The sequence below is a fragment of the Catellatospora bangladeshensis genome (assembly GCF_016862575.1).
GTDB lineage: Bacteria > Actinomycetota > Actinomycetes > Mycobacteriales > Micromonosporaceae > Catellatospora > Catellatospora bangladeshensis.
Map to the genome: position 1 here is coordinate 41911 of NZ_BONF01000014.1, position 19574 is coordinate 61484.

Consider the following 19574-nt stretch of genomic DNA (forward strand, 5'->3'; position numbering starts at 1 on the left):
GGGCGGGAGGGGTCAGAGGGTGGGCACGACCGGGCGGATCGTGCCGTCGGCGTTGAACTCCATGCGGTCGATGGCGGTCTCGCGGTTGGTGCCGTTGCCGGCGGGCACGGCGAAGCGGTGGTACGCGATGTGCCAGGTGTCGGTGCCGGGCAGCTGCACGACCGAGTGGTGGCCGGGGCCGCGGATGCCTGCGTCCAGGCGCTTTTGCAGCACGATGCCGCGCTTGGTCCACGGGCCGAGGGGCGAGGTGCCGGTGGCGTACGCGACGCGGTAGTCCTCGCTGCGGGTGTCGTTCTCCGACCACATCAGGTAGTAGGTGCCGTTGCGCTTGAACACGAACGGCGCCTCGTTGTAGCCGGACGGGGTGATGGTGCGCACCTGCGCGGCGTCGTACGAGATCATGTCGCTGTTCAGCGGGACGACCCGGGCGACGCCCTGCCCCCAGTAGAGGTAGGAGCGGCCGTCGTCGTCGGTGAAGACCATCGGGTCGATCGCCTGCCCGCCGCTGAACTGCCCGCTGGTGACCAGCGGCCGCCCGAGCGCGTCGCGGAACGGCCCGGCCGGGCTGTCGGCCACCGCCACGCCGAGCTGCTTGGCGGTGTTGCCGCTTGCCGCGCCGCCGCTGAAGTACAGGTAGTAGCGGCCGTTCTTCGCGGCGACGGCCGGGGCCCACGCGGAGTTGTCGGCCCAGGACACGTCCGGCCCGTGGTCGAGGATCACGCCGTGGTCGGTCCAGTTCACCAGGTCGGCCGAGGAGAACGCCTTGTAGTAGGTGCCGCTCCAGCCCGCGTACCCGTCGGTGGTCGGGTAGAGGTAGTAGCGGCCGCCGAAGTAGGCGAGGTGCGGGTCGGCGAACAGGCCCGGGATCACCGGCCCGGCGGTCGTCTTCGGCGCCCACGGTGCGGTGATCCGGAACGAGCTGTCCGCCCGGAATGCCGCCGTGTCCTGGTAGGCGTCCAGCCACAGCGCGAAGTCGCGGTGCCGGATGCGCCGGGACGGGTAGTTGTACGAGGTCAGCGACACCGAACCGGCGGTGGACCCGTCGACGGCGCAGAACGTCGCGTCGGCCCGGAACACCGCGTCGCCGGTGTTGGCGTCGATCCGCAGCCGGTAGTCGCGGTGTCGCAGGAACAGCCCGCTCTTGGTCTGGAACGAATAGCAGGACGGCGAGGCGAGCCCGTTGACCACGGTGAACGTGGCGTCCTGCTTGACCTGTGCGGTGCTGGCCGAGGTGACCGCGTCGACCCGGCCGAGGGAGTCCAGGTGCCGCACGAACCGCCCGGGATAGTTGACGGACTCCAGCGACCGGGCGCCGGTGGGCAGCGTCGCCGCGTACGCCGGCGCCCCGGACAGCACCACCACGAAGCCCGCCGCCAGGGCGGAAAGTGCCAGCATGGAGCGAAAACGCATAGTCGGTCTCCTATGTTAGCGCTCACATTACGGCCCGATGCTTCGCGGTGAGTCGAAATGGTTTCGGGTTGCAGGAAGTGTCAACACTGCTGAAACCATTGTCAAGCATCAGATCGAAGATCCTGCGTACAGCCGTGGGAGCCGGTCCACGAAGGACCGGCTCCCACGAAGCACACGGCTGTCAGGACGGGCGGCCCTTGGCGTACAGCCACTTGTCGAAGAACGCGTCGAGCTGCTGCCCCGAGGTCTGCTCGGCCAGCGCGATGAAGTCGGCGGTGTTGGCGTTGCCGTCGCGGTGCCGCTGCGTCCAGGTGCGCAGGATGGCCGAGAACTTCTCGTCGCCGACGAGCTTGCGCAGCGCGATCAGGGTCATGCCGCCGCGCTCGTAGACGCTGTCGGAGAAGATCTCCTCCCGGCCCGGGTCACCGGGCGGCACCTCCCACAGCTCCGACTTGCGGTCGGCGTAGCGCTGGTCGTACTGCTGCTGCAGGGTCGGCCCGCCGTCGTGCTCCAGCCACAACCACTCGGCGTAGGTCGCGAAGCCCTCGTTGAGCCAGATGTCCTGCCAGGTGGCGACCGAGACGCTGTCGCCGAACCACTGGTGCGCCAGCTCGTGCGCCAGGATCCCGGTGTCCGGGCCGTCCTCCCAGGTCGCGGCCGTGTACACGGGCCGGGTCTGGCTCTCCATCTCGTCCTCGACCCGGCGGTCGGCCACCACGATGCCGCCGTAGGCGTCGAACGGGTACGGCCCCGCGATCGTCTCCAGGAAGTCGGCGACCTCCGGGGTGCGCGCCAGGTTCTCGTCCGCCTCGCCCACCGGGACCTTGGCGGCGATCGCGGTGATCATCGGCTTGCCCTTGTGTACGCCCTGGACCACCCGGTACCTGCCCACGGCCATCAGCGCCAGGTAGGACGCCATCGGCGAGGTGACCTGCCACTGCCAGCTGTTCCAGCCGTCGGCCTGCTCGCTGCGCCCGCGCAGCAGCCCGTTGCTGATGCCGCTGTAGCCGGCCGGCACGGTCAGCTCGATGTCGTAGAGCGCCTTGTCGCTCGGGTGGTCGTTGACCGGGAACCAGGCCGCCGCCGACTGCGGCTCGCCCACCGCGACCGCGCCCCGGCGGCTGGTGAAGAACCCGTTGTTCTCCGCGTCCTTCTCGGGAGTGTCGGCGGGGCGGCCGCCGTACGCGATCTCGGTGGTGAACGCGGCGCCCTTCGCGATCGGCGCCTTGGGCGTGATGATCAGCTCGTCGGCTTCCCGGGTCGCCTCGGCGGGCTGCCCGTCGACCGTGACCGTGGCGACGGTCAGGCCGTAGAGGTCCAGGTGGAAGCGGTCGAGCGGCTGGGTCGCCGTCGCCCGCACCGTGTTGGTCCCGTCGAGGCGGCCGCTGGACGGATCAAACCTGACCTTGAGCCCGTAGTGGGCGACGTCGTAGCCGCTGTTGCCGTAGGTCGGGAAGTAGGGGTCGCCGACGCCGGCCAGCCCCTGATCGGAGGCCTTCGACTGGAGCAGGGAGCAGCCGGTCAGCAGCAGCGCGGGCGCGACGAGAGCCGCCCACATCTTACGGGCATTTCGCATGAGAACACCGTAAGCCAGGCAAAGCATCCTGTTCCCGACAGTCGCGAAGCTGGGAGCAACCTGTGATCCCAAACCGACACCGCGTTCTGCGATCATCTTCGGCATGGTCGACGAGATCGATGGCGTGTGCCTACCCGCCGCGGTACGGGCCCTGCGCGCGGCCGGGTTCGACCCGGTGCTGCGCCCGGCGCCCCGGCGCTCGCACACCGCGCCCCCACCGGCCGGGGCCTGGATCCCCATGCCGGGCGAGGACGCGTACGCCGTCGTGACCGTCACCGCGCTCGCCGCCGGCGCCACCCCCGGCACCTGGGAGCAGGCGACCAGCTCGGACGGCGCATCCCGGCTGCCGGGCTACCGGGTCGCGTTCCACGAATGTCCGTACCGGACGCGCGGCCACGGCTACGCCAGCCCCGTCGCGGACCTGCACACGCCCTCCGCGGAGGAGGTCGCCGGCCAGGTGCGCGAGTGGAGCCGGTGGCAGTCGACCTGGTCGGTCGTCCCGACCACGACGCCGTGGGCGCGCCGGGAGCGCTGGATGAACCGGCTGGTGCAGTCCAAGCTCACCTCGGCGGACATACCCGTCGCGGTGGACCTGGATCCGCTGATGGTGGCGCTGCTGGACCGCGACCAGGAGGCCGCGCTGCGGGCGGACCTGGACGCGCTGTTCACCCCGGGCATCGCCTGGCGCTTCCCCCGCGACCGGACCGGCGCGCGCCTGGCCACGAAGACGCAGGTGCTGCTGCGCGAGTGCGCCCCGCCGACGCACCCCCTCGGCAAGGGACTGTGGCTGGTGGCGGACGGTCCCGCGCCGCGGGCCGAGGCAGCGCTGACCATCCGGCTCGCCCAGGTGCGCGGGCTCGCCCGGCCATACCGATGGGACACCCACCCGGAGTTCTGGCGCACCGGCCCCGGCACCCTCGATCGGCTGTGGGGACTCGGCGGCGAGACCACTGCCGAGCTTGCCGCACAGGTCACCGCCATGCTGGAGGCGGGCGACGCCGTCACGGCGCTGGACGCCTGCGGGGTGACGCTGGATCCCAGGTCACGGCGGCTGCTGTCCGGCCTGCCGGACAACTTCGAGCTGCGCCGGTGGACCGACCGGTGGGTGGCCAACGCCTGCGAGGTGCTGTCCGGCGCGGCGCCGTGGACCTGGCGGGAGGCGGTGACGCCCAAGCGGCGCCCGCAGCGCCTGGCCTCGCTCGGCGGGTTCAACCCCAGCCGCCGCCCCGGACTGTTCCTGGCCCACCGCAAGGGCACCGCGCACCTGAGCTTCGACCAGAGCGCCAGCCCGCTGGTGCTGGCGCGCGCCCGCTGGCAGCGGGACCACGACTACGACCTGGTCCGCCATGGCAAGCTCACGGTGGCGCAGATCCCCATGCCGCAGCCGTAACGCCGCACCGCCGACAAGGATCCACGGTATGTCCCACGAGAAGGCCGGACCGCTGGCCGGAGTACGCGTCATCGAGCTGGGCGGCATCGGCCCCGGCCCGTTCTGCGGCATGATCCTGGCCGACCTCGGCGCGGACGTGGTCCGCGTCGACCGTCCCGCCGAGCACGGCGGCGCCTCGATGCACCCGATCCTGCACCGCGGCCGCCGCTCCATCACGGTGGACCTGAAGCGACCGGCCGGGGTGGACCTGGTGCTGCGGCTGCTCGACGAGGCCGACGCGCTCGTCGAAGGCTTCCGTCCGGGCGTCACCGAGCGCCTCGGCCTCGGCCCCGACGCCTGCCTGGCCCGCAACCCGCGCCTGGTGTACGGGCGGATGACCGGCTGGGGCCAGGACGGACCCCTCGCCCAGGCCCCCGGGCACGACATCAACTACATCGCCCTGGCGGGCGCCCTGTCGGCGATCGGCCCGCGCGACGGCGACCCGGCGGTGCCGCTCAACCTCGTCGGCGACATGGGCGGCGGCGGCCTGCTGCTGGCACTGGGCATCACCGCCGCGCTGCTCGCGGCCCGGCAGACCGGCCGGGGCCAGGTGGTCGACGCCGCGATGACCGACGGCACCGCCATCCAGCTCGCCCTGATCCACGGCCTGCTCCGCACCGGCCTGTGGCAGGAGGGCCGGGAGGCCAACCTGTTCGACGGCGGTGCCCCGTTCTACCGGACCTACCGCACGGCCGGCGGCGGCCACGTGGCGGTGGGCTGCGTCGAACCGCAGTTCTACGCCGCCATGCTGGACGTGCTCGGGCTGGCCGACGACCCGCTGCTGACCCGCCAGCACGACCGCGCCGCCTGGCCGGAGATGGGTGCCCGCCTGGGCGCGGTCTTCGCGACCAGGACCCGCGACGAGTGGACGGCCGCCTTCGACGGCACCCAGGCCTGCGTCACCCCCGTGCTGGACTTCGCCGAGGCCGCCGCCCATCCGCACAACGCGGCGCGCGGCACCTACCGGCGCACCGCCGACGGCCTGCCGGAGCCCGGCGTCGCGCCCCGCTTCCTGGGCACTCCCCCGGCGGAGCCCCGGCCGGCGCCGGAGATCGGCCAGGACACCGACGAGGTGCTGCGCGCATCCGGCGTCGGGGCCGAGCAGCTCACGGCGCTCCGCGCGGCCGGCGTCATCGGCGGCGGCGTCGCTTGATGATCAGCCGCCCCGTCAGGTCGTCGCTGCGACACCGGTGATCAGCGTTTCGTGCAGAAACCGCGGTCCAGCCGCACTTTCTGACACAAGACCGCGATCTTGACACTCGTGCCGGAGGGCCGATCCCGGCGGAACCGCCGTCCTGGCCGGGCGTCTGCGGGAACAATGCGACTACGAGGGCAGGCGCTGCCCGCCGGGGGTTGCTGTGTCCGCTTCGCTGGTGTTCCTGGGTCACTCGACGGTGCTGATCGAGATCGGCGGCGTCCGGGTGCTCACGGACCCCGTGCTGCGCGGTCGCCTGCTTTTCCTGCGGCGGCACGCCGCGCCGGTGGCCGTGGGCCACTACGCCGAGGTCGACGCGGTGGTGCTGTCGCACCTGCACCACGACCACTGCGACCTGCACTCGCTGGCTCTGCTGGGGCGCGACGTGCGCCTGATCGCGCCGGACGGAGCCGGGGGCTTCCTGCGCAAGCGCGGGTTCCGCCGGGTCGTCACCCTCGCGGCGGGTGAGTCCCATCAGGTCGGGCCGGTGACGGTCACCGCGACCCCGGCGGTGCACGACGGGCGGCGCGAGCCGTTCGGGCCACGCGCCGCCGCGGTCGGCTATCTCATCAGCGACGGGCCGACCGTCGCGTACTTCGCCGGGGACACCGACCTGTTCGCGGGCATGCGCGGGCTGTGCCCCGACCTGGACCTGGCGCTGATCCCGGTGTGGGGCTGGGGCCCGAACCTCGGCCCCGGCCACCTGGACCCCGAGCGCGCCGCCGACGCCGTCGAGCTGCTGCGCCCGCGCCGCGCCGTGCCAGTGCACTGGGGCACGCTGTTCCCATACGGGCTGCGCCCCTTCTTCGCCGACCGGCTGCGTACGCCCGCGCGCGCGTTCGCCGCCGCCGTCGCGGCCCGGGGACTGCCGACCGAGGTGGCGCTGCTCGCGCCGGGCAGCGGGCTGACGTGGCACCCGTGAAACGCCTGCGGCCCGCGATCAGCGAGCTCCGGCTGGCGATCCCCGTGCTGCTGCTCGACTGGGCGGCGCTGGGCATCGCGATCGCCGTCACCCCGGGGCTGTCGGCGCACACCGGCTGGGACGTGCTGCTCGCGGCGGTGCTGCTCGCGGTCGCCGCCGCGCTGCTGCGGCCGCTGTTCGCGGCGTTCGCGGCCCGGCTCGGCTGGGCCGGGGTCGTCGCGGGCTGGCTGCTCACCCAGGCCCTGCTCGTCTACCTGGCCCTGTCCGCCGCCCCGAACATCGAGGTGCACGGCTTCTGGCCCGCGTTCTGGGGCTCCTGGGTCTACTCCGCCCTGGTCAGCGCGGGAATGTGGGTCGTCACCGCGGGCGACAACTCGGCCGTGCTGGCGCACCTGCTGCGGACCACCCGCCGCGACCGCCGCGAGGCGCTCACCACGACCGTGCCCGGGGTGGTGATCATCCAGATCGACGGGCTGTCCGCGCCGCTGGCCCGCTGGGCGGTCCAGGCCGGCAACCTGCCCGCGCTCACCCGCTGGATCCGCTCGGGCAGCCACCGGCTGGCCGAATGGCACGCGCAGCTGCCCGCCACGACCCCGGCCAGCCAGGCCGGGCTGCTGCACGGGGCGAGCGCGCACGTGCCCGCGTTCCGCTGGCTGGAGAAGGAGACCGGGCGGCTCGTCGTCACCAACCACCCCCGGGACGCCGAGTACGTCGAGCGCGGCTTCTCCGACGGCCGGGGGCTGCTGGCCGACGGCGGGGTGAGCCTGAGCAACGTGTTCTCCGGCGACGCACCGGTCAGCCTGCTGACCATGAGCACCGTGGCCCGCAAGGGGGCGCGGCGCGGCCCGACCCGGGAGGTCAGCACGTATCTGGTGGACCCGTTCGGGCTGACCCGGTCGCTGGTGCTGACCATCGGCGAGATGATCAAAGAGGTGTTCCAGGCGCGGCGGCAGCGCGCCCGCGACATCGAGCCCCGGGTGCACCGCAGCGCGTCGTACGTGGCGCTGCGCGGGGTGACCAACGTGCTGCTGCGGGACCTCAATCTGACCCTGATCGCGGAGCACATGATGCGGGGCGCGCCGGTGATCTACTGCGACTTCGTCGACTACGACGAGATCGCGCACCACGCGGGGCCCACCCGGGCCGAGTCGCTGGCGTCGCTGGACGGCATCGACTGGGTGCTGGGCACGCTGGAGCAGGTCGCGGCGGACACGCCCCGGCCGTACCACTTCGTGGTCCTGTCCGATCACGGGCAGAGCCAGGGGGCGACGTTCCTGCAGCGCCACGGCCTCACGCTGGAGGCCCTGGTGCGCAGGCTCATGTCGGGCGAGGACGCGGACGTGGCGGGCGCGCCCGAGAACGAGCAGTGGGGCCGGGTGCGCGCCCTGCTCACCGAGCTCAGCGGCGAGCGGCAGGTCGTCGGCAGGCTGACGTCGAGCGTGCTGGAGGCGCATCACGAACCGGCCGCGCCCGCCCCGGCCGAGGGCGTGGACCTGGTCGTGGTCGCGTCCGGCAACCTGGGCATGGTGTACCTGGCCCGCGAGCGCCGCCGGCTGACCATGGAGGAGATCGAGACGCAGCACCCGAACCTGCTCACCGGCCTGGTCACCCACCCCGGCATCGGGTTCGTGATGGTGCGGTCGGCGTCGCGCGGTGCGGTCGTGCTCGGCCGGGACGGGGTGCGCCACCTCGCGGACGGGCGGGTCGACGGCACGGACCCGCTGGCCGCGTTCGGGCCGCACGCGGCGGCCGACCTGGCCCGGCACGACACCCTGCCGCACGTCGGCGACATCGTGCTCAACAGCCCGCTGGACACCTCGACCGACGAGGTGGCCGCATTCGAGGAGCTGGTCGGCTGCCACGGCGGGCTCGGCGGCTGGCAGACCCGGCCGGTGCTGATCCACCCCGCCGCGTGGCCCGCCCCGGACGAGATCATCGGCGCCGACGCGGTGCACCGGCAGCTCGTACGCTGGCTGGAGGACCTCGGCCTGCGTACGCGGCCGGGGCCGCCGGGTCCCGGTGCCACGGGATCAGCTTGATTCGCAACAGATGTGGGTGCTTGCCCTGATCTTCCTCCTTCGATACCGTCCGGTGAGGTGCGGCAGCGCGTCCACCCATTACCTGCCGCGCCGGTTGGTCCCACAAGGACGAGAGGCGCGACGTATGGCACCCACCCTCAGACGCAGCATCCGCCCTGCACTGGCCGCGGGCGCGGCCGCCCTGCTCCTCATCGGAGCCACGCCGGCCGGGGCCGCCGCCGACCCCGATCCGCGGATCGGCCTCGGCGCGGGCTGGCTCGACGCCCAGTCGGCGATCAGCAACCTCGAACACCTGGCCCACGTCGACAAGCCCCCGGGCTTCGTCAACCCCGCGAACCCGGGCGACTTCGCGTTCGTCGCGTCCGACCTGGCCTTCACCGGCCACTACGCCATCATGGGCAACTTCAACGGGTTCAACGTCTTCGACATCGCGAACCCGGCCGCGCCGACGGTCGTCACCAGCGTCGTCTGCCCCGGCGGGCAGGGCGACGTCTCCGTACACGGCGATCTGCTGTTCATGTCGGTGGAGGAGAGCCGAGCCCGGGTCGACTGCGGCACCAACCCGGCGGTCGGCGAGCGCTTCCAGGGCGTGCGGGTGTTCGACATCAGCAACATCACCACCCCGACGCAGGTCGCGGCCGTCCAGCTGTGCCGGGGCTCGCACACCCACACGGTGGTGACCGACCCGGACGACCCGGCCAGCGTGTACGTGTACGTGTCCGGCACCGCCGGGGTGCGCCCGGCGGCCACGCTGGCGGGCTGCAACAACAACCCGGCGAGCGGCGAGAACCCGTCGCGCTGGCGTATCGACGTCATCAAGGTCCCGGTGAACGCGCCCGGCGAGGCGGCCGTCGTCAGCGGCCCGCGCCTGTTCGCCGACCCGGAGACCGGCGCGATCGACGGGCTGCAGAACATCCCGCCCGCACCGACGCACCCGTCCGGCTCGAACTGGGGCCCGACGCCCATCACCGACGCCTGCCACGACCTGACCGCGTACCCGGCGCTCGGGCTGGCGGCCGGGGCCTGCGAGGGCAACGGCATCCTGATCGACATCTCGGACCCGGCCAACCCGGTGCGCCTGGACGAGGTCGCCGACCCGAACTTCGCGTACTGGCACTCGGCCACCCTGAGCAACGACGGGAAGAAGGTCATCTTCACCGACGAGTGGGGCGGCGGCACGGCGGCACGGTGCCGCCCGACCGACCAGGCCAGCTGGGGCGCGAACGCGGTCTTCGACATCGTCGACGGCAGGATGGAGTTCCGCAGCTACTACAAGCTGCCAGTGCCGCAGACGCTGACCGAGAACTGCGTGGCGCACAACGGCTCGCTGATCCCGGTGCCGGGCCGCGACATCATGGCCCAGGCCTGGTATCAGGGTGGCGTGTCGCTGGTCGACTACACCGACTCGGCGCACCCGAAGGAGATCGGGTTCTTCGACCGCGGCCCGATCTCGGCGAACGGGCTCGTGCTGGGCGGCATGTGGTCGGCGTACTGGTACAACGGCGAGATCTACGGCAGCGAGATCTCCCGCGGGCTGGACGTGTTCGGGCTCAAGCCGAGCGCGCACCTGACCGCGGCGGAGATCGCGGCGGCGCGGGAGGTGCGGCTGCCGCAGTTCAACGCGCAGCAGCAGACGCCGATCACCTGGGCGCCGAGCCTCGCGGTCGCCCGCGCCCGCTTCGACCGGCTGGCCCGCACCTGCACCACGACTCTCACCGGCCGCCACAACGGCGCCCTCACGGTGTCCGGGGTGACCTGCCTGGACGGCGCGACGATCAGCGGCCCGGTCGCCGTACGCCGGGGCGCGACCCTGCTCGTGATCGACTCGACGATCTCCGGCTCGGTGTCGTCGTCGGGCGCGGCCGCGGTGCACCTCTACCACAGCACGGTCCGCGGTGCGCTCAGCGTCGCGGGCAGCACGGGCAGCGTGGCCGTGGTCGATGCGACCGTCAGCGGTGCCGTCTCGCTGTCCGGCAACAACACTCCGGGTGTCGAGCCGATCGTCGCGGACAGCACGATCGGCGGCGCGATCGCCTGCTCCGGCAACTCCCCCGCGCCGATCGACCTCGGCGCGGCCAACACGGTCAACGGCCCCGCCGCGGGCCAGTGCGCCACGCTCGGCTGAGCCCGGCGTGACCGCCGAGGGGCGGCCCGCCACGCCGGTGGGCCGCCCCTCCACATGTCACGCGAACCTTCGCCGGGCCCGCCGCAGACCTCGCCGAGTCCGCTGCGAACCTCGCCGAGTCCGCTCGGGCGGTCGCCGAGCCTGCCGGGCATCGGTTAACGTCTGGTTCGTGCTCGCGTCCCGCCGCATCGTCGTCGCCGCCGTGGCCGCCGCTGCCGCGATCGGTGCGGCCGTCCTCATCGGGGTGGCCGTGTCGGGTGGCGACGGCGCCGGTCCGGCCGCCGTCCCGACCCACCGCGTCGTGCAGCCGGGCGCGCCCGGCCAGTCCGCGCGCACGCTGTCCCCCGAGGACGTCGCCCGGCTGTCCGCGCCGCCCCACAACGCGGCCGACGTCGCGTTCATGAGCCGGATGATCCCGCACCACGCGCAGGCCCTGGAGCTGACCGCGCTGGTCGCCGGGCGCAGCGGGCGCACCGAGATCGCGCAGCTCGCCGAGCGGATCGAGATCTCGCAGAAGGACGAGATCGCGCTGATGCAGGCGTGGCTGGCCGACCGCCGGGAGCCGCTGCCGTCGGCGCACGCGAACCACGTCGGGCACGGCGGCCTGATGCCGGGCATGCTCGACCAGAGCGACCTGACCCGGCTGGCGCAGGCGAAGGGCGCCGCGTTCGACCGGCTCTTCCTCGATTTCATGATCCGGCATCACCAGGGCGCGGTCGCCATGGTCAATGAGCTGTACCAGGCGGGTGGCGGCATCGAACCGGCGAGCGACCGGCTCGCCCGCGAGGTCAACGCCGACCAGCAGATCGAGATCCGGCGGATGCAGGAGCTGCTCGGCAAGCTCCCGGCCTGACCGCACGGTCGCTCGGCCGGTCAGGCGGCCGCGCTGCCGGCTTTAGCAAGCATGAAGTCCAGCCGTCCCAGCAGGTGACGGGCGACCTGCTCGCCGGTGGTCCACTCCAGCGCCGGGTCCGGATGGGGCTCGTTGCGCATCGCCTCGCCCATCAGCCGCCACAGCTCGGCCGTGGAAACCGTGGCCTCGGCGTGCACGGTCATGCCCGCCGCGCTCATGGCCTTGACCCGCAGCCCGAACGAGTCCGGGTAGGAGACCGCCGGGTGGGTCATGGCCAACACCGGGATCCGGTTCCACACCAGATCGCAGGTGACGGTGCCGTTGGCGTTGGTCACCACCAGGTCCGCCCCGGCGTAGTACGTCTCGGGCTCGGCGGTGAACCCAGCCCACACGACGTCGGCGGCCCGCTCGGCGGGCACCTCGCAGAACGGCTCCGCCAGCACGAACAGCCGGTGCCCGGCCGGGGCGTGCGCCAGCCAGGTGCGCACGGTCAGCTCGGCGATCGCCGCGTTGTCGGCCATCTTCGTCATACCCCCGACGGTCAGCACGGCGACCGTGTCCGCGGCCGCCACCCCGAGCGCCGCCCGCGCCGCCGCGCGGTCCACCCCGAACTCCCCCACCACCGGGCCGAGCGCCTGGATCGGGGTGCGTACACCGAACGGGCCCGGGTGCGCCGCGGAGAAGTCGAGCAGCAGGATCTCGCCGGCCTCGTCCAGCAGGGGATCGGACTCCGGGGCGCCCAGTTCGGAGTAGAACCAGTCGGTCAGCAGGATGGCCCGCCGCCGCCACCGCTTGGCGCAGTACACCAGCGACCACACGACCTCGTCGGCGACCACCAGGTCGTACGGCTCCCGCTGGTCCAGCAGCTCCCACACGCGTCTGCCCGCCGCCGGGGACATGTCCTCGTGGTCGCCGATGCCCATGTCGGCGAACGTCTCGCCGTACAGCTCCAGGTAGACGGCGGCGCTGCCGGAGGCCATCACGTCCACGGCCACGTCGGGCCGCAGGGCGCGCATGGCCCGTACGATGCGCAGGTCGCGGGCGGCGTGCCCGAAGCCGTGGCCGCGGGCCAGGAACAGCACTCGTGGTGCGGCGTTCACGTCGTCTTCTCCTCGATCCGGCGGCGGTGCAGTTCCAGGGTGCCCAGCACGGCGGTGAACGGCGGCGGCCCGTACGCGTCGTCGCGGCCGGTGGTGAAGCTGCGCACCGGCACGGGCGGCAGCACGGTGACCGTCGGCCGTGCTTCGAGCGCGGTCACGTGGCCTTGGGTGACCGGGCTGTCCCAGCCGCCGGGCGGCAGCGCCGGGGCGACCAGCACGGGCGCGGCACTGCAGTGGATCGCGAGCAGGCTGGGCGAGTCGGCCAGCCCGAGCGCGAGCCGCGCCAGGTAGTTCAGGCTGGCCGGATACACCAGGACGGCCTGTGCCCACTGTTGCAGGGTCACGTGGACGGCCTCGGGGACCGGGGTGGGCCACTCGTCGACCAGCGCGGGCCGGCCGGTGATGGCGCCGGTGGCGCCGGGGGTGACGAACTGCAGCGCCGACCGGGTCAGCACCACCTGCGTCTCCAGCTCGGGGTACGCGGTGCGCAGCCAGACCAGGTCGCGCGGCAGGAACGCGGCGTTGAGCGAGCCCGCCGCCACCAGCAGCAGCCGCCGGAAGCCCAGGGGCGGCAGCCGCGGGTCGGCCGAGACGATCCGTTCCTCGGTCACTCGCCCTCCCCGGGCAGGGATCCGATCACGATCTCGCCCACGGCCGACACCTCAGCCGGGTCCAGGCCCGTGGCCTCGGCGAAGTCGGCGGCGTCGCCGGTGCCCACCGCGCACGCGCCGAGCCCCATCGCGGTGGCGCAGAGGTACACCGACTGGAGCACCACCCCGGCGTTGCGCAGCGTCAGCGAGTACGCCAGGTCGCCGTACTTGCCGGAGTTCCGGCCGAACCGGGCCGCGAGGCTGATCAGCACCGGCGGCACGGATTCCCGGTTGATCGCCAGGTACGCGGCGTTGACCAGCCGGACCAGCGGCACGGTGTCGCGGTTGACCAGCGCCAGCGCGTGCCGGTCGGGCAGGTATCGGTAGATGCCCGGGGTCAGATCCCGGCAGGCGCGGACCGCGACGTAGTAGTCGAGCTCGTGCATGGCCCCGGCCGACGGCACCGGGCGCAGCGTGTGCGCGTAGGAGCGCTGGTCGGCGAGGTCGGGGGTGAACCGGCGCTGGATCCGCGCCGTCCGGTAGAGCAGCTCGCCCAGCTGGGCCACGGTGAGCGGCGCGCGGCCGAAGCGGCGCACCGAGCGGCGGGTCTCCATGACCTCGGCCAGCGGCGGGTCCGTGCGCCGCAGCGCGGCCAGGTCCGGCGCGGGCAGCGGGATGTCGGTGTCGGCCGCGGGCGCCGGGGGCGGCTCGTCGAGGCTGCGCACGGGCACGCCGCGCGCGTCGACCAGGCCGGCGCGGCTGCGGATGTGCGCCCACGCGGCGTGCGGAGCGGGACCGGTCTCGGGTCCGGGTGGACCCGCCAGGCCCACCGCTGCCAGCAGCCGCACCAGCTCCAGGCCGCCCGGGGCGAGCCCGCCCGCCGCCTCCGGGGTGGTGGGTGCGCAGAGCCCGGCCACCACCGCGGCCAGCGCGGGCCGGTGCAGCTCGACGACGGTGCAATCGCGGGCGGACTCGACCACGGCCCGCTCGCCTGAGCGGCGCAGCAGCGCGTACGGCGAAAGCTGCACCGGCTCGCCCACCGCGAGGTCGCCGTCGAGCCGCAGCGCGGCGAGGCGGGAGTGGACGCGCGCGGTGGCCACCTCACCGTGCTCGTCGGCGCAGCCCAGGGTGAGCACGCCGCTGGTGACGAGCCGCCGGGCCAGCGCGTCGCAGCGCGCGGCGTCCAGCGTCAGCTCGTCGCGCACCTGCTGCCAGGTCAGCGGCCGGTCCAGCGCGCGCAGCAGGGCTGCCACCGACCCGTCGGCGTCGGGCAGCGCCACCGGCTCGTGGCCCTCGCCGGTGAGCAGCACGTCGGCCGTGCCGGTGGAGGCGATGGTGAGCCGGTCGCCGCGGCGCAGCGTGATCATCGCCGCCGGATCTCCCGGGCGTGGCGGTAACCGGCCCGGACGGCGTCGAGCACGAACTCGGTCAGCGGCTCGGCCAGCTCGTCCAGCACGTCGCGGGACGCGACCGGGTGCAGATGCGCCTGCGGCAGCGTGGCGAAGGTCCGCCGCACCACCGGGTCGGCCAGCAGCCTCTCCAGTGCCGCCTCGTCCGCGGCCGGGAAGCGGCTGGGCAGCGGGGTGCCGTCCGGGTGGTATACCCGCACCGCCGGCCCGGTCAGGCACGCGCCGACCGAGAACGGCGTCAGCCACAGCCGGTCCAGCAGCGGGTCGGCGAGCCCCGGATGACGCCGCCGCCACCGGTCGGTGTGGACGCGGGCCAGTGCCGTCACGGCCGCCGCGTCGAGGCCGGTGTCGGTGAACCACTGCTCGGCGGACCGGATCGACCAGGGCAGCCCGCCATCCTCCAGCTGCTTGCGCAGCGCCAGGAACGGCAGCGAGCCGAACCCGCCCATCTGATAGTGCGCGAACGTCGGCAGCACGTCGGCCAGCGCGAGCGGCTCGACGGCCGGCGCCGGGGGCACGTCGTCGGCGAAGCACATCGCCCGGCGCGGGCCCTGCTCGGTGTTGCCGGTCAGGCTGTCGGGCGAGTCGTGGTCGATGAGGTTGGGCACCCGGCAGATGGCGGCGATCTGGCGGCCGCGCAGGAAGGTCATCAGCGACACGTCGTCCTTGGAGATCCAGTCCCGCTGGTTGCGAACGGCGGCCGCGCCGAACTCCCGCGCGATCGCGGCGGGCAGCACCAGCGCGACGCTGGGCACGTACTCGTCCACCACCCCGGCCCAGTTCGCCCCCGCCAGCGCCGCCAGGCGCAGGTGGTGGGCGGTCATCGAGGTCCACTCGGTGAACAGCGACAGCGCCGCCTGCGGGTACTGCGCGATGGCGGCGTGCACGGCCTCGGCGAACCCGGCGCACGGCACCGCGTCGTCCTGCAGCACCAGGTGGTGGGTGGCGTGCTCGGGCGCGAACGACCAGGCGACGGCTGCGGTGCGCAGCGACGAGGGCGGCCCCTGCGGATCGGGGTCGACGACGATGTCCGGCTTCAGCTCGGGCAGCCGGTCGGCGAGCGCCTCGGCGAGGGCGAGCCGGCTGGGGTGCGCCATGATCACGGTGGAGAGCTGGTATGCGGTCATCGCGCTTCCTTGCCGGTGACGGTGGTGAGGTGGGTCAGCGATCTGTTCGCAGTGGTCAGCGGCCAGGCTGTGGTCTCGTCGTCGGACGCCACCCGCACGAAGCGCGGGCCGAGCCGCAGCGCCAGGTGCCGGGAGACGACCCCCGCGGCGACGCCGAGCCGCCGGAACGCGGCGGGCGAGCTGGTGGCCGGGCCGCCCAGCAGCACGGCCACGTCCGCGTCGAGGTGCGCGAGCGGCGGGGCGGTCCGATGCAGACACCCGGCCGAGTCCAGGCAGTACGTGCCTGCCGCGAGGTCGCCGAAGCGGTGCACGACGACGCAGGCGCTCAGCGGCTCCGGCGCGGCGGCCAGCGCGTCGAGCACCCAGGCGCCGAGGTCGTCGGGGCGCGCTGGGAGCGGTCCGGCGAAGTCGAGCCGCAGCGCGTCGTCGAGGGTGGTGTCCCTGGGCTGGACGGGCATCAGGACCCCCTCGGGTAGATGCCGGCCACGGCGGCGACGTGTTCGCCGCCGGGGTGCAGTTCGAGCAGCTCCGCCAGCGCCGGGTCGACGTCGTCGGCCTGCACGACCTCGCAGTCGGCCGCTGCGGCGGTGAGCGAGGCCAGCGCGCGGCCGGTGGCTAGGAAGGCGCGGCGCAGGCTCTGCTCGGCGAAGGACGGGGTCAGCCGGGCGGTGGCGGCGACGTAGACGAGCACGGCCGCTGGCGCGCCCGGCAGTCCTGCGACGGTCGGGCAGGTGTCGAGGTCGCCGCGGGTCGCGATGAGCGTCTGCGCGGTCGGCGACCAGCGGTATACCGGGTGCGGCAGGCCCGCGACGCCGAGCAGGTAGGTGTCGGCGTACGGCCGCGCCGTGGCCGCCGGGAGCAGCGGGTGCAGCCAGGACGGCGCGTCGCTCAGCGGGATGCGGGGCGAGGTCGCCAGGTCGAGGTCGGCGGTCGTGGGCACCGACCGGGCGTCCCGGGCCTGCCCTGGCGACTTCCGGTTGAGCCACTCCAGCCGCCCGATCGGGCTGTCGGCGGTCATCGCGCAGGTCGCGCAGCCGGCGGCGGGCGTCACCTCGTACACGCTGCGGCGCAGGTCCGTGGTGCCGATCCGGTGGAGGCGGCGCATGGTGACCGGGGTGGACAGTCCGGTGAGGAAGCTGATCACCTCAGCCGTGGCCAGCGCGCTGAGCAGCTGCGCCGCGCCCGTGTCCGTGCTGTCGGCCGCGCGGCCGGTGCCCGCGCCCGGTGCACCGGGCGGCCACGACGGCCGGGGCGCCTGCCCGAAGCAGTCCGGGCAACCGGTGTCCGGCCCGGCGAACAGCGGACCGAGTTCGACGCCGTCGTCGTCCCCGCCGAGGCGCAGCACGGGCACCCCGGTGGCCGCGGCGTCGGCAAGCCGGTCGTCGGTGGCGACGGCCAGCGCCGCCGTGCCGGTGGGCTCACGCGTCACGGTGCCGACGCCGGACTGCACCAGGTCGGCGGCGATCAGCTCGCCCAGCGGATCCGCGGCCGCGGCCGCGACCGCGACCGTGGTCGCCGCGAGCTTCTCGCGCACCGTCGCGGGCTGGTGCCCGCTTCCAGCGGCGGCCAGGGCGCGGGAGAGGAACGCCTCGGCGGGGTCGGCGCGGTCCACCGGTCCGGTGTGGAGCAGGCCGCTGCGATGCAGCAGGGCGATCGCCTGGGCGAGCTGCGGGACCGGCAGCGCGGTCGCCTCCGCCACCGCGGCCAGGCTGGTCCGGCCGTCGAGCAGCGGCAGCAGCACCGGCAGCAACTCGTGCGCGGCGGCGCCGGTGAACAGGCGGCGGGTGCGGCCGCCCTCGACCAGCAGGCCGTCACGAGTGCTGACGACGGCGAGCCCGGCCGCCGTCGCGGGATGATCCAGCCGGGTCATCGCGCTGCTCCTTCCGGCAGGCGCCCTGCGGTCGCCGCGAGGATCGCGGCCAGCCCGGCGTCGCCGCCCCAGGTGTCGGCGGCGCGGCAGCGGGGGCAGCCGTGCCGGGCGATCAGGTCGGCCCGGTTCACCGTCATGGTGGCCAGGTCGGCCATGGTGGTCATGCCGGGTCGCGGGTTCTGGAGCAGGAGCCGGACGAGCCCTTCGGCCATCCGGACGTGGTGCGGCAGGTGGCCGTACACCCCGAGGGTGTCGTCGGCACGGTATGCGGCCAGCAGGTCGGCGCGATGCCGCGACTTCGGGTCGTGCTGCTCGCGGCGGAACAGGTAGCAGTCGTAACACGGCCCGGCGGGGGCGAGCCAGGGTCCGGCGACCAGCAGCGGATGGTCCAGCACCACCGGGAGCCAGCCGATGCCCGCCCGGCGGGCCAGCTCGTCGAAGCGCTGCGCGCGGTCCGGTTCGGGCCGCCAGGACACGAGCACCAGGGCACGGGCGGGGCCGGGCTCGGGCCGGTCGGCGTCGAGCGCGGTCGCGCCCCCGGCCAGCAGCCGGGCCTGCACGGCACGGCCGAACTCTCCGACGGCGGCGACCGCCGTCTCCCTCAGGCGAACGGCTGCGGCCACGGGTTCTGCTCCTGCTCCGGGGAGGCCGGCACGCCCATCGCGGCCGGCGCCTCGATCAATCGCGGATGGGCGCGGAACTGCACCAGCGGCGCCAGCGACATCGGCTGCAGCTGCGGCACCAGCACGGTGAGCGCGACCAGCCCGACCCGGCGCAGCTCGGCCGACGTGCGGTCCACGCAGACCGCCTGCGCCCCGATCCGGCGCAGCCGCTCCAGCACCAGCACGATCGCCTGCCGCGGGTCGTCGGGCAGCTCCAGGCACCGGTCCGAGACGGGCCGCCGGTCGAGGTCCTCGGTGAGGAAGGCGAAGGCCTCGGCGCGCTCGGCGACGGCCATGTAGCGGGCGCCGTCCATGACGCCGCCGAACTTCGCGTAGTCGGTGACCGGCGCCTCGCCGTGGTGGAACAGCTGCCGGATGTTGAGGATCTCGATGAGTGCCTTCTGCGCCGCCTCCGCCAGGGTGCGGCCCGTGCCCGCACCGATCACGTTGGCCGCCTCGGGGTCGTGGGGCGCCTGCTGCAGGGCGTACACCGTCGGCACGCCCACGTCGGTGGTGGCGTTGAACAGCACGTTGTTCAGGAAGCGGCGGCGGCCGTGGTCGAGCAGCTCCCGCACCGCCGGGCTGATCGAGGCTGGCCCGAGCAGCGGCAGCCGCAGCCGCCGCAGCCAGGTGACGGCGATGGCGTCGCGCTCGACGACCTCCAGCAGCCCGCCCAGCAGCGCCCGCGCCGGCTCGACGTGCACGGCGTGCCCGGTGGAGATCTGGTGGACGAAGCGCTCGGCGGGCTCGGGGTGCAGGCCGTAGCAGGCCATCACGGCGGGAACCCAGATCGGGTCGCCGGTCATCAGGTCGGTGCCGCGCAGCCAGCGGATTTCCGCGTCCGGATCGGGCGGGACGGCCCGGCAGTCCGGGTGCGCGTACTCAGCTTCGGAGCAGCGGGGCAGCATGGTGAGGTCGATCGCGGGGCCGGGCAGGTCGGCGGCGCGGGCCCGGACGGTCTCGGCCTCCGGGTAGCTGCCGACGTACCGCTCTGCGGCTTCGGCGATCGCGATCGTGTCGGCGAGCGCGGCGTCGAAGCTGCGCCCGGTGCCGACCTGGGGGTTGTTGTCGTGGTGGCCGATGTGCGAGTCGCCGCTGGACGCCACCACGTGGCTGAGGCCGTCGAGGCCGCGGTCCGGCAGCAGCGGCCGCAGGCCGCTGACCACGCCCAGCGGGCTGACCAGTGCACCGAGATCGACGCTCATGACCCCTCCCCCGGGACGACGTCCGATAAGAAGCGACGGTGGCGCGGTATGACCCGGCCACC

At 74.0% G+C, this 19574-nt stretch carries 16 protein-coding genes; 6 read left to right on the forward strand and 10 right to left on the reverse strand.

From position 1 onward, the window contains the following. Positions 1 to 12: 12 nt before the first annotated feature. Positions 13 to 1410, reverse strand: a complete 1398-nt coding sequence (locus tag Cba03nite_RS14000; protein ID WP_203745871.1) for a family 43 glycosylhydrolase — start codon at positions 1408 to 1410, stop codon at positions 13 to 15. Positions 1411 to 1591: 181 nt separating this feature from the next. Next, a complete protein-coding gene (locus Cba03nite_RS14005; RefSeq protein WP_203745873.1) occupies positions 1592 to 2986 on the reverse strand; it encodes a M1 family metallopeptidase in 1395 nt (464 codons plus the stop codon). A 103-nt stretch (positions 2987 to 3089) separates the two neighbouring features. Between Cba03nite_RS14005 and Cba03nite_RS14010 the strand changes: the two genes are divergently transcribed. The 6 genes from Cba03nite_RS14010 (at position 3090) to Cba03nite_RS14035 (ending at position 11549) form a co-directional block, all read left to right on the forward strand. Next, on the forward strand, positions 3090 to 4376 hold the full coding sequence (locus Cba03nite_RS14010) for a hypothetical protein (protein WP_203745875.1): 1287 nt from the start codon (positions 3090 to 3092) through the stop codon (positions 4374 to 4376). 28 nt (positions 4377 to 4404) lie between these two features. Beyond that, a complete protein-coding gene (locus Cba03nite_RS14015; RefSeq protein WP_203745877.1) occupies positions 4405 to 5568 on the forward strand; it encodes a CaiB/BaiF CoA transferase family protein in 1164 nt (387 codons plus the stop codon). Between the two features lie 205 nt (positions 5569 to 5773). After that, positions 5774 to 6532 (forward strand): MBL fold metallo-hydrolase, encoded by a 759-nt coding sequence (locus Cba03nite_RS14020; protein ID WP_203745880.1) that lies wholly within the window; start codon positions 5774 to 5776, stop codon positions 6530 to 6532. Beyond that, a complete protein-coding gene (locus Cba03nite_RS14025; protein ID WP_239125723.1) occupies positions 6529 to 8571 on the forward strand; it encodes a phage holin family protein in 2043 nt (680 codons plus the stop codon). The genes Cba03nite_RS14020 and Cba03nite_RS14025 overlap by 4 nt, the downstream gene beginning before the upstream one ends. Positions 8572 to 8695: 124 nt before the next feature. Next, the gene (locus Cba03nite_RS14030; protein ID WP_203745901.1) at positions 8696 to 10696 is read left to right on the forward strand and encodes an LVIVD repeat-containing protein; all 2001 of its coding nucleotides are present in this window, start codon (positions 8696 to 8698) and stop codon (positions 10694 to 10696) included. A gap of 169 nt (positions 10697 to 10865) precedes the next feature. Further along, a complete protein-coding gene (locus Cba03nite_RS14035; protein WP_203745903.1) occupies positions 10866 to 11549 on the forward strand; it encodes a DUF305 domain-containing protein in 684 nt (227 codons plus the stop codon). Positions 11550 to 11569: 20 nt separating this feature from the next. On the opposite strand, the gene Cba03nite_RS14040 is transcribed toward Cba03nite_RS14035, so the two are convergent. The 8 genes from Cba03nite_RS14040 to Cba03nite_RS14075 are packed head-to-tail and all read right to left on the reverse strand — an operon-like array spanning position 11570 to position 19512. Continuing rightward, positions 11570 to 12649, reverse strand: coding sequence for a hypothetical protein (locus tag Cba03nite_RS14040; RefSeq protein ID WP_203745905.1), 1080 nt, complete (start codon positions 12647 to 12649; stop codon positions 11570 to 11572). Next, the gene (locus Cba03nite_RS14045; RefSeq protein WP_203745907.1) at positions 12646 to 13260 is read right to left on the reverse strand and encodes a flavoprotein; all 615 of its coding nucleotides are present in this window, start codon (positions 13258 to 13260) and stop codon (positions 12646 to 12648) included. Before Cba03nite_RS14045 ends, Cba03nite_RS14040 begins: the two co-directional genes overlap by 4 nt. Continuing rightward, positions 13257 to 14606, reverse strand: coding sequence for a SagB family peptide dehydrogenase (locus Cba03nite_RS14050; RefSeq protein WP_203745909.1), 1350 nt, complete (start codon positions 14604 to 14606; stop codon positions 13257 to 13259). Before Cba03nite_RS14050 ends, Cba03nite_RS14045 begins: the two co-directional genes overlap by 4 nt. After that, positions 14603 to 15775 carry a hypothetical protein gene (locus tag Cba03nite_RS14055; protein ID WP_203745912.1) on the reverse strand — a complete coding sequence of 391 codons (1173 nt, stop codon included), beginning with the start codon at positions 15773 to 15775 and terminating at the stop codon, positions 14603 to 14605. Before Cba03nite_RS14055 ends, Cba03nite_RS14050 begins: the two co-directional genes overlap by 4 nt. Next, on the reverse strand, positions 15772 to 16233 hold the full coding sequence (locus Cba03nite_RS14060) for a hypothetical protein (protein ID WP_203745914.1): 462 nt from the start codon (positions 16231 to 16233) through the stop codon (positions 15772 to 15774). The genes Cba03nite_RS14055 and Cba03nite_RS14060 overlap by 4 nt, the downstream gene beginning before the upstream one ends. After that, on the reverse strand, positions 16233 to 17645 hold the full coding sequence (locus Cba03nite_RS14065) for a hypothetical protein (RefSeq protein ID WP_203745916.1): 1413 nt from the start codon (positions 17643 to 17645) through the stop codon (positions 16233 to 16235). The genes Cba03nite_RS14060 and Cba03nite_RS14065 overlap by 1 nt, the downstream gene beginning before the upstream one ends. Continuing rightward, positions 17642 to 18268: a TOMM precursor leader peptide-binding protein gene (locus Cba03nite_RS14070; protein ID WP_203745918.1), complete on the reverse strand. Its 627-nt coding sequence runs from the start codon at positions 18266 to 18268 to the stop codon at positions 17642 to 17644. Before Cba03nite_RS14070 ends, Cba03nite_RS14065 begins: the two co-directional genes overlap by 4 nt. After that, positions 18247 to 19512 carry a YcaO-like family protein gene (locus Cba03nite_RS14075; protein ID WP_203745920.1) on the reverse strand — a complete coding sequence of 422 codons (1266 nt, stop codon included), beginning with the start codon at positions 19510 to 19512 and terminating at the stop codon, positions 18247 to 18249. The genes Cba03nite_RS14070 and Cba03nite_RS14075 overlap by 22 nt, the downstream gene beginning before the upstream one ends. Between the last annotated feature and the right edge of the window lie 62 nt (positions 19513 to 19574).

Bases quoted from the DNA above. Each gene is read 5' to 3' on its own strand.
- Cba03nite_RS14000 (WP_203745871.1), bottom strand. From the start codon at position 1,410: ATGCGTTTTCGCTCCATGCTGGCACTTTCCGCCCTGGCGGCGGGCTTC.
- Cba03nite_RS14005 (WP_203745873.1), bottom strand. From the start codon at position 2,986: ATGCGAAATGCCCGTAAGATGTGGGCGGCTCTCGTCGCGCCCGCGCTG.
- Cba03nite_RS14010 (WP_203745875.1), top strand. From the start codon at position 3,090: ATGGTCGACGAGATCGATGGCGTGTGCCTACCCGCCGCGGTACGGGCC.
- Cba03nite_RS14015 (WP_203745877.1), top strand. From the start codon at position 4,405: ATGTCCCACGAGAAGGCCGGACCGCTGGCCGGAGTACGCGTCATCGAG.
- Cba03nite_RS14030 (WP_203745901.1), top strand. From the start codon at position 8,696: ATGGCACCCACCCTCAGACGCAGCATCCGCCCTGCACTGGCCGCGGGC.
- Cba03nite_RS14050 (WP_203745909.1), bottom strand. From the start codon at position 14,606: ATGATCACGCTGCGCCGCGGCGACCGGCTCACCATCGCCTCCACCGGC.
- Cba03nite_RS14055 (WP_203745912.1), bottom strand. From the start codon at position 15,775: ATGACCGCATACCAGCTCTCCACCGTGATCATGGCGCACCCCAGCCGG.
- Cba03nite_RS14060 (WP_203745914.1), bottom strand. From the start codon at position 16,233: ATGCCCGTCCAGCCCAGGGACACCACCCTCGACGACGCGCTGCGGCTC.
- Cba03nite_RS14065 (WP_203745916.1), bottom strand. From the start codon at position 17,645: ATGACCCGGCTGGATCATCCCGCGACGGCGGCCGGGCTCGCCGTCGTC.
- Cba03nite_RS14075 (WP_203745920.1), bottom strand. From the start codon at position 19,512: ATGAGCGTCGATCTCGGTGCACTGGTCAGCCCGCTGGGCGTGGTCAGC.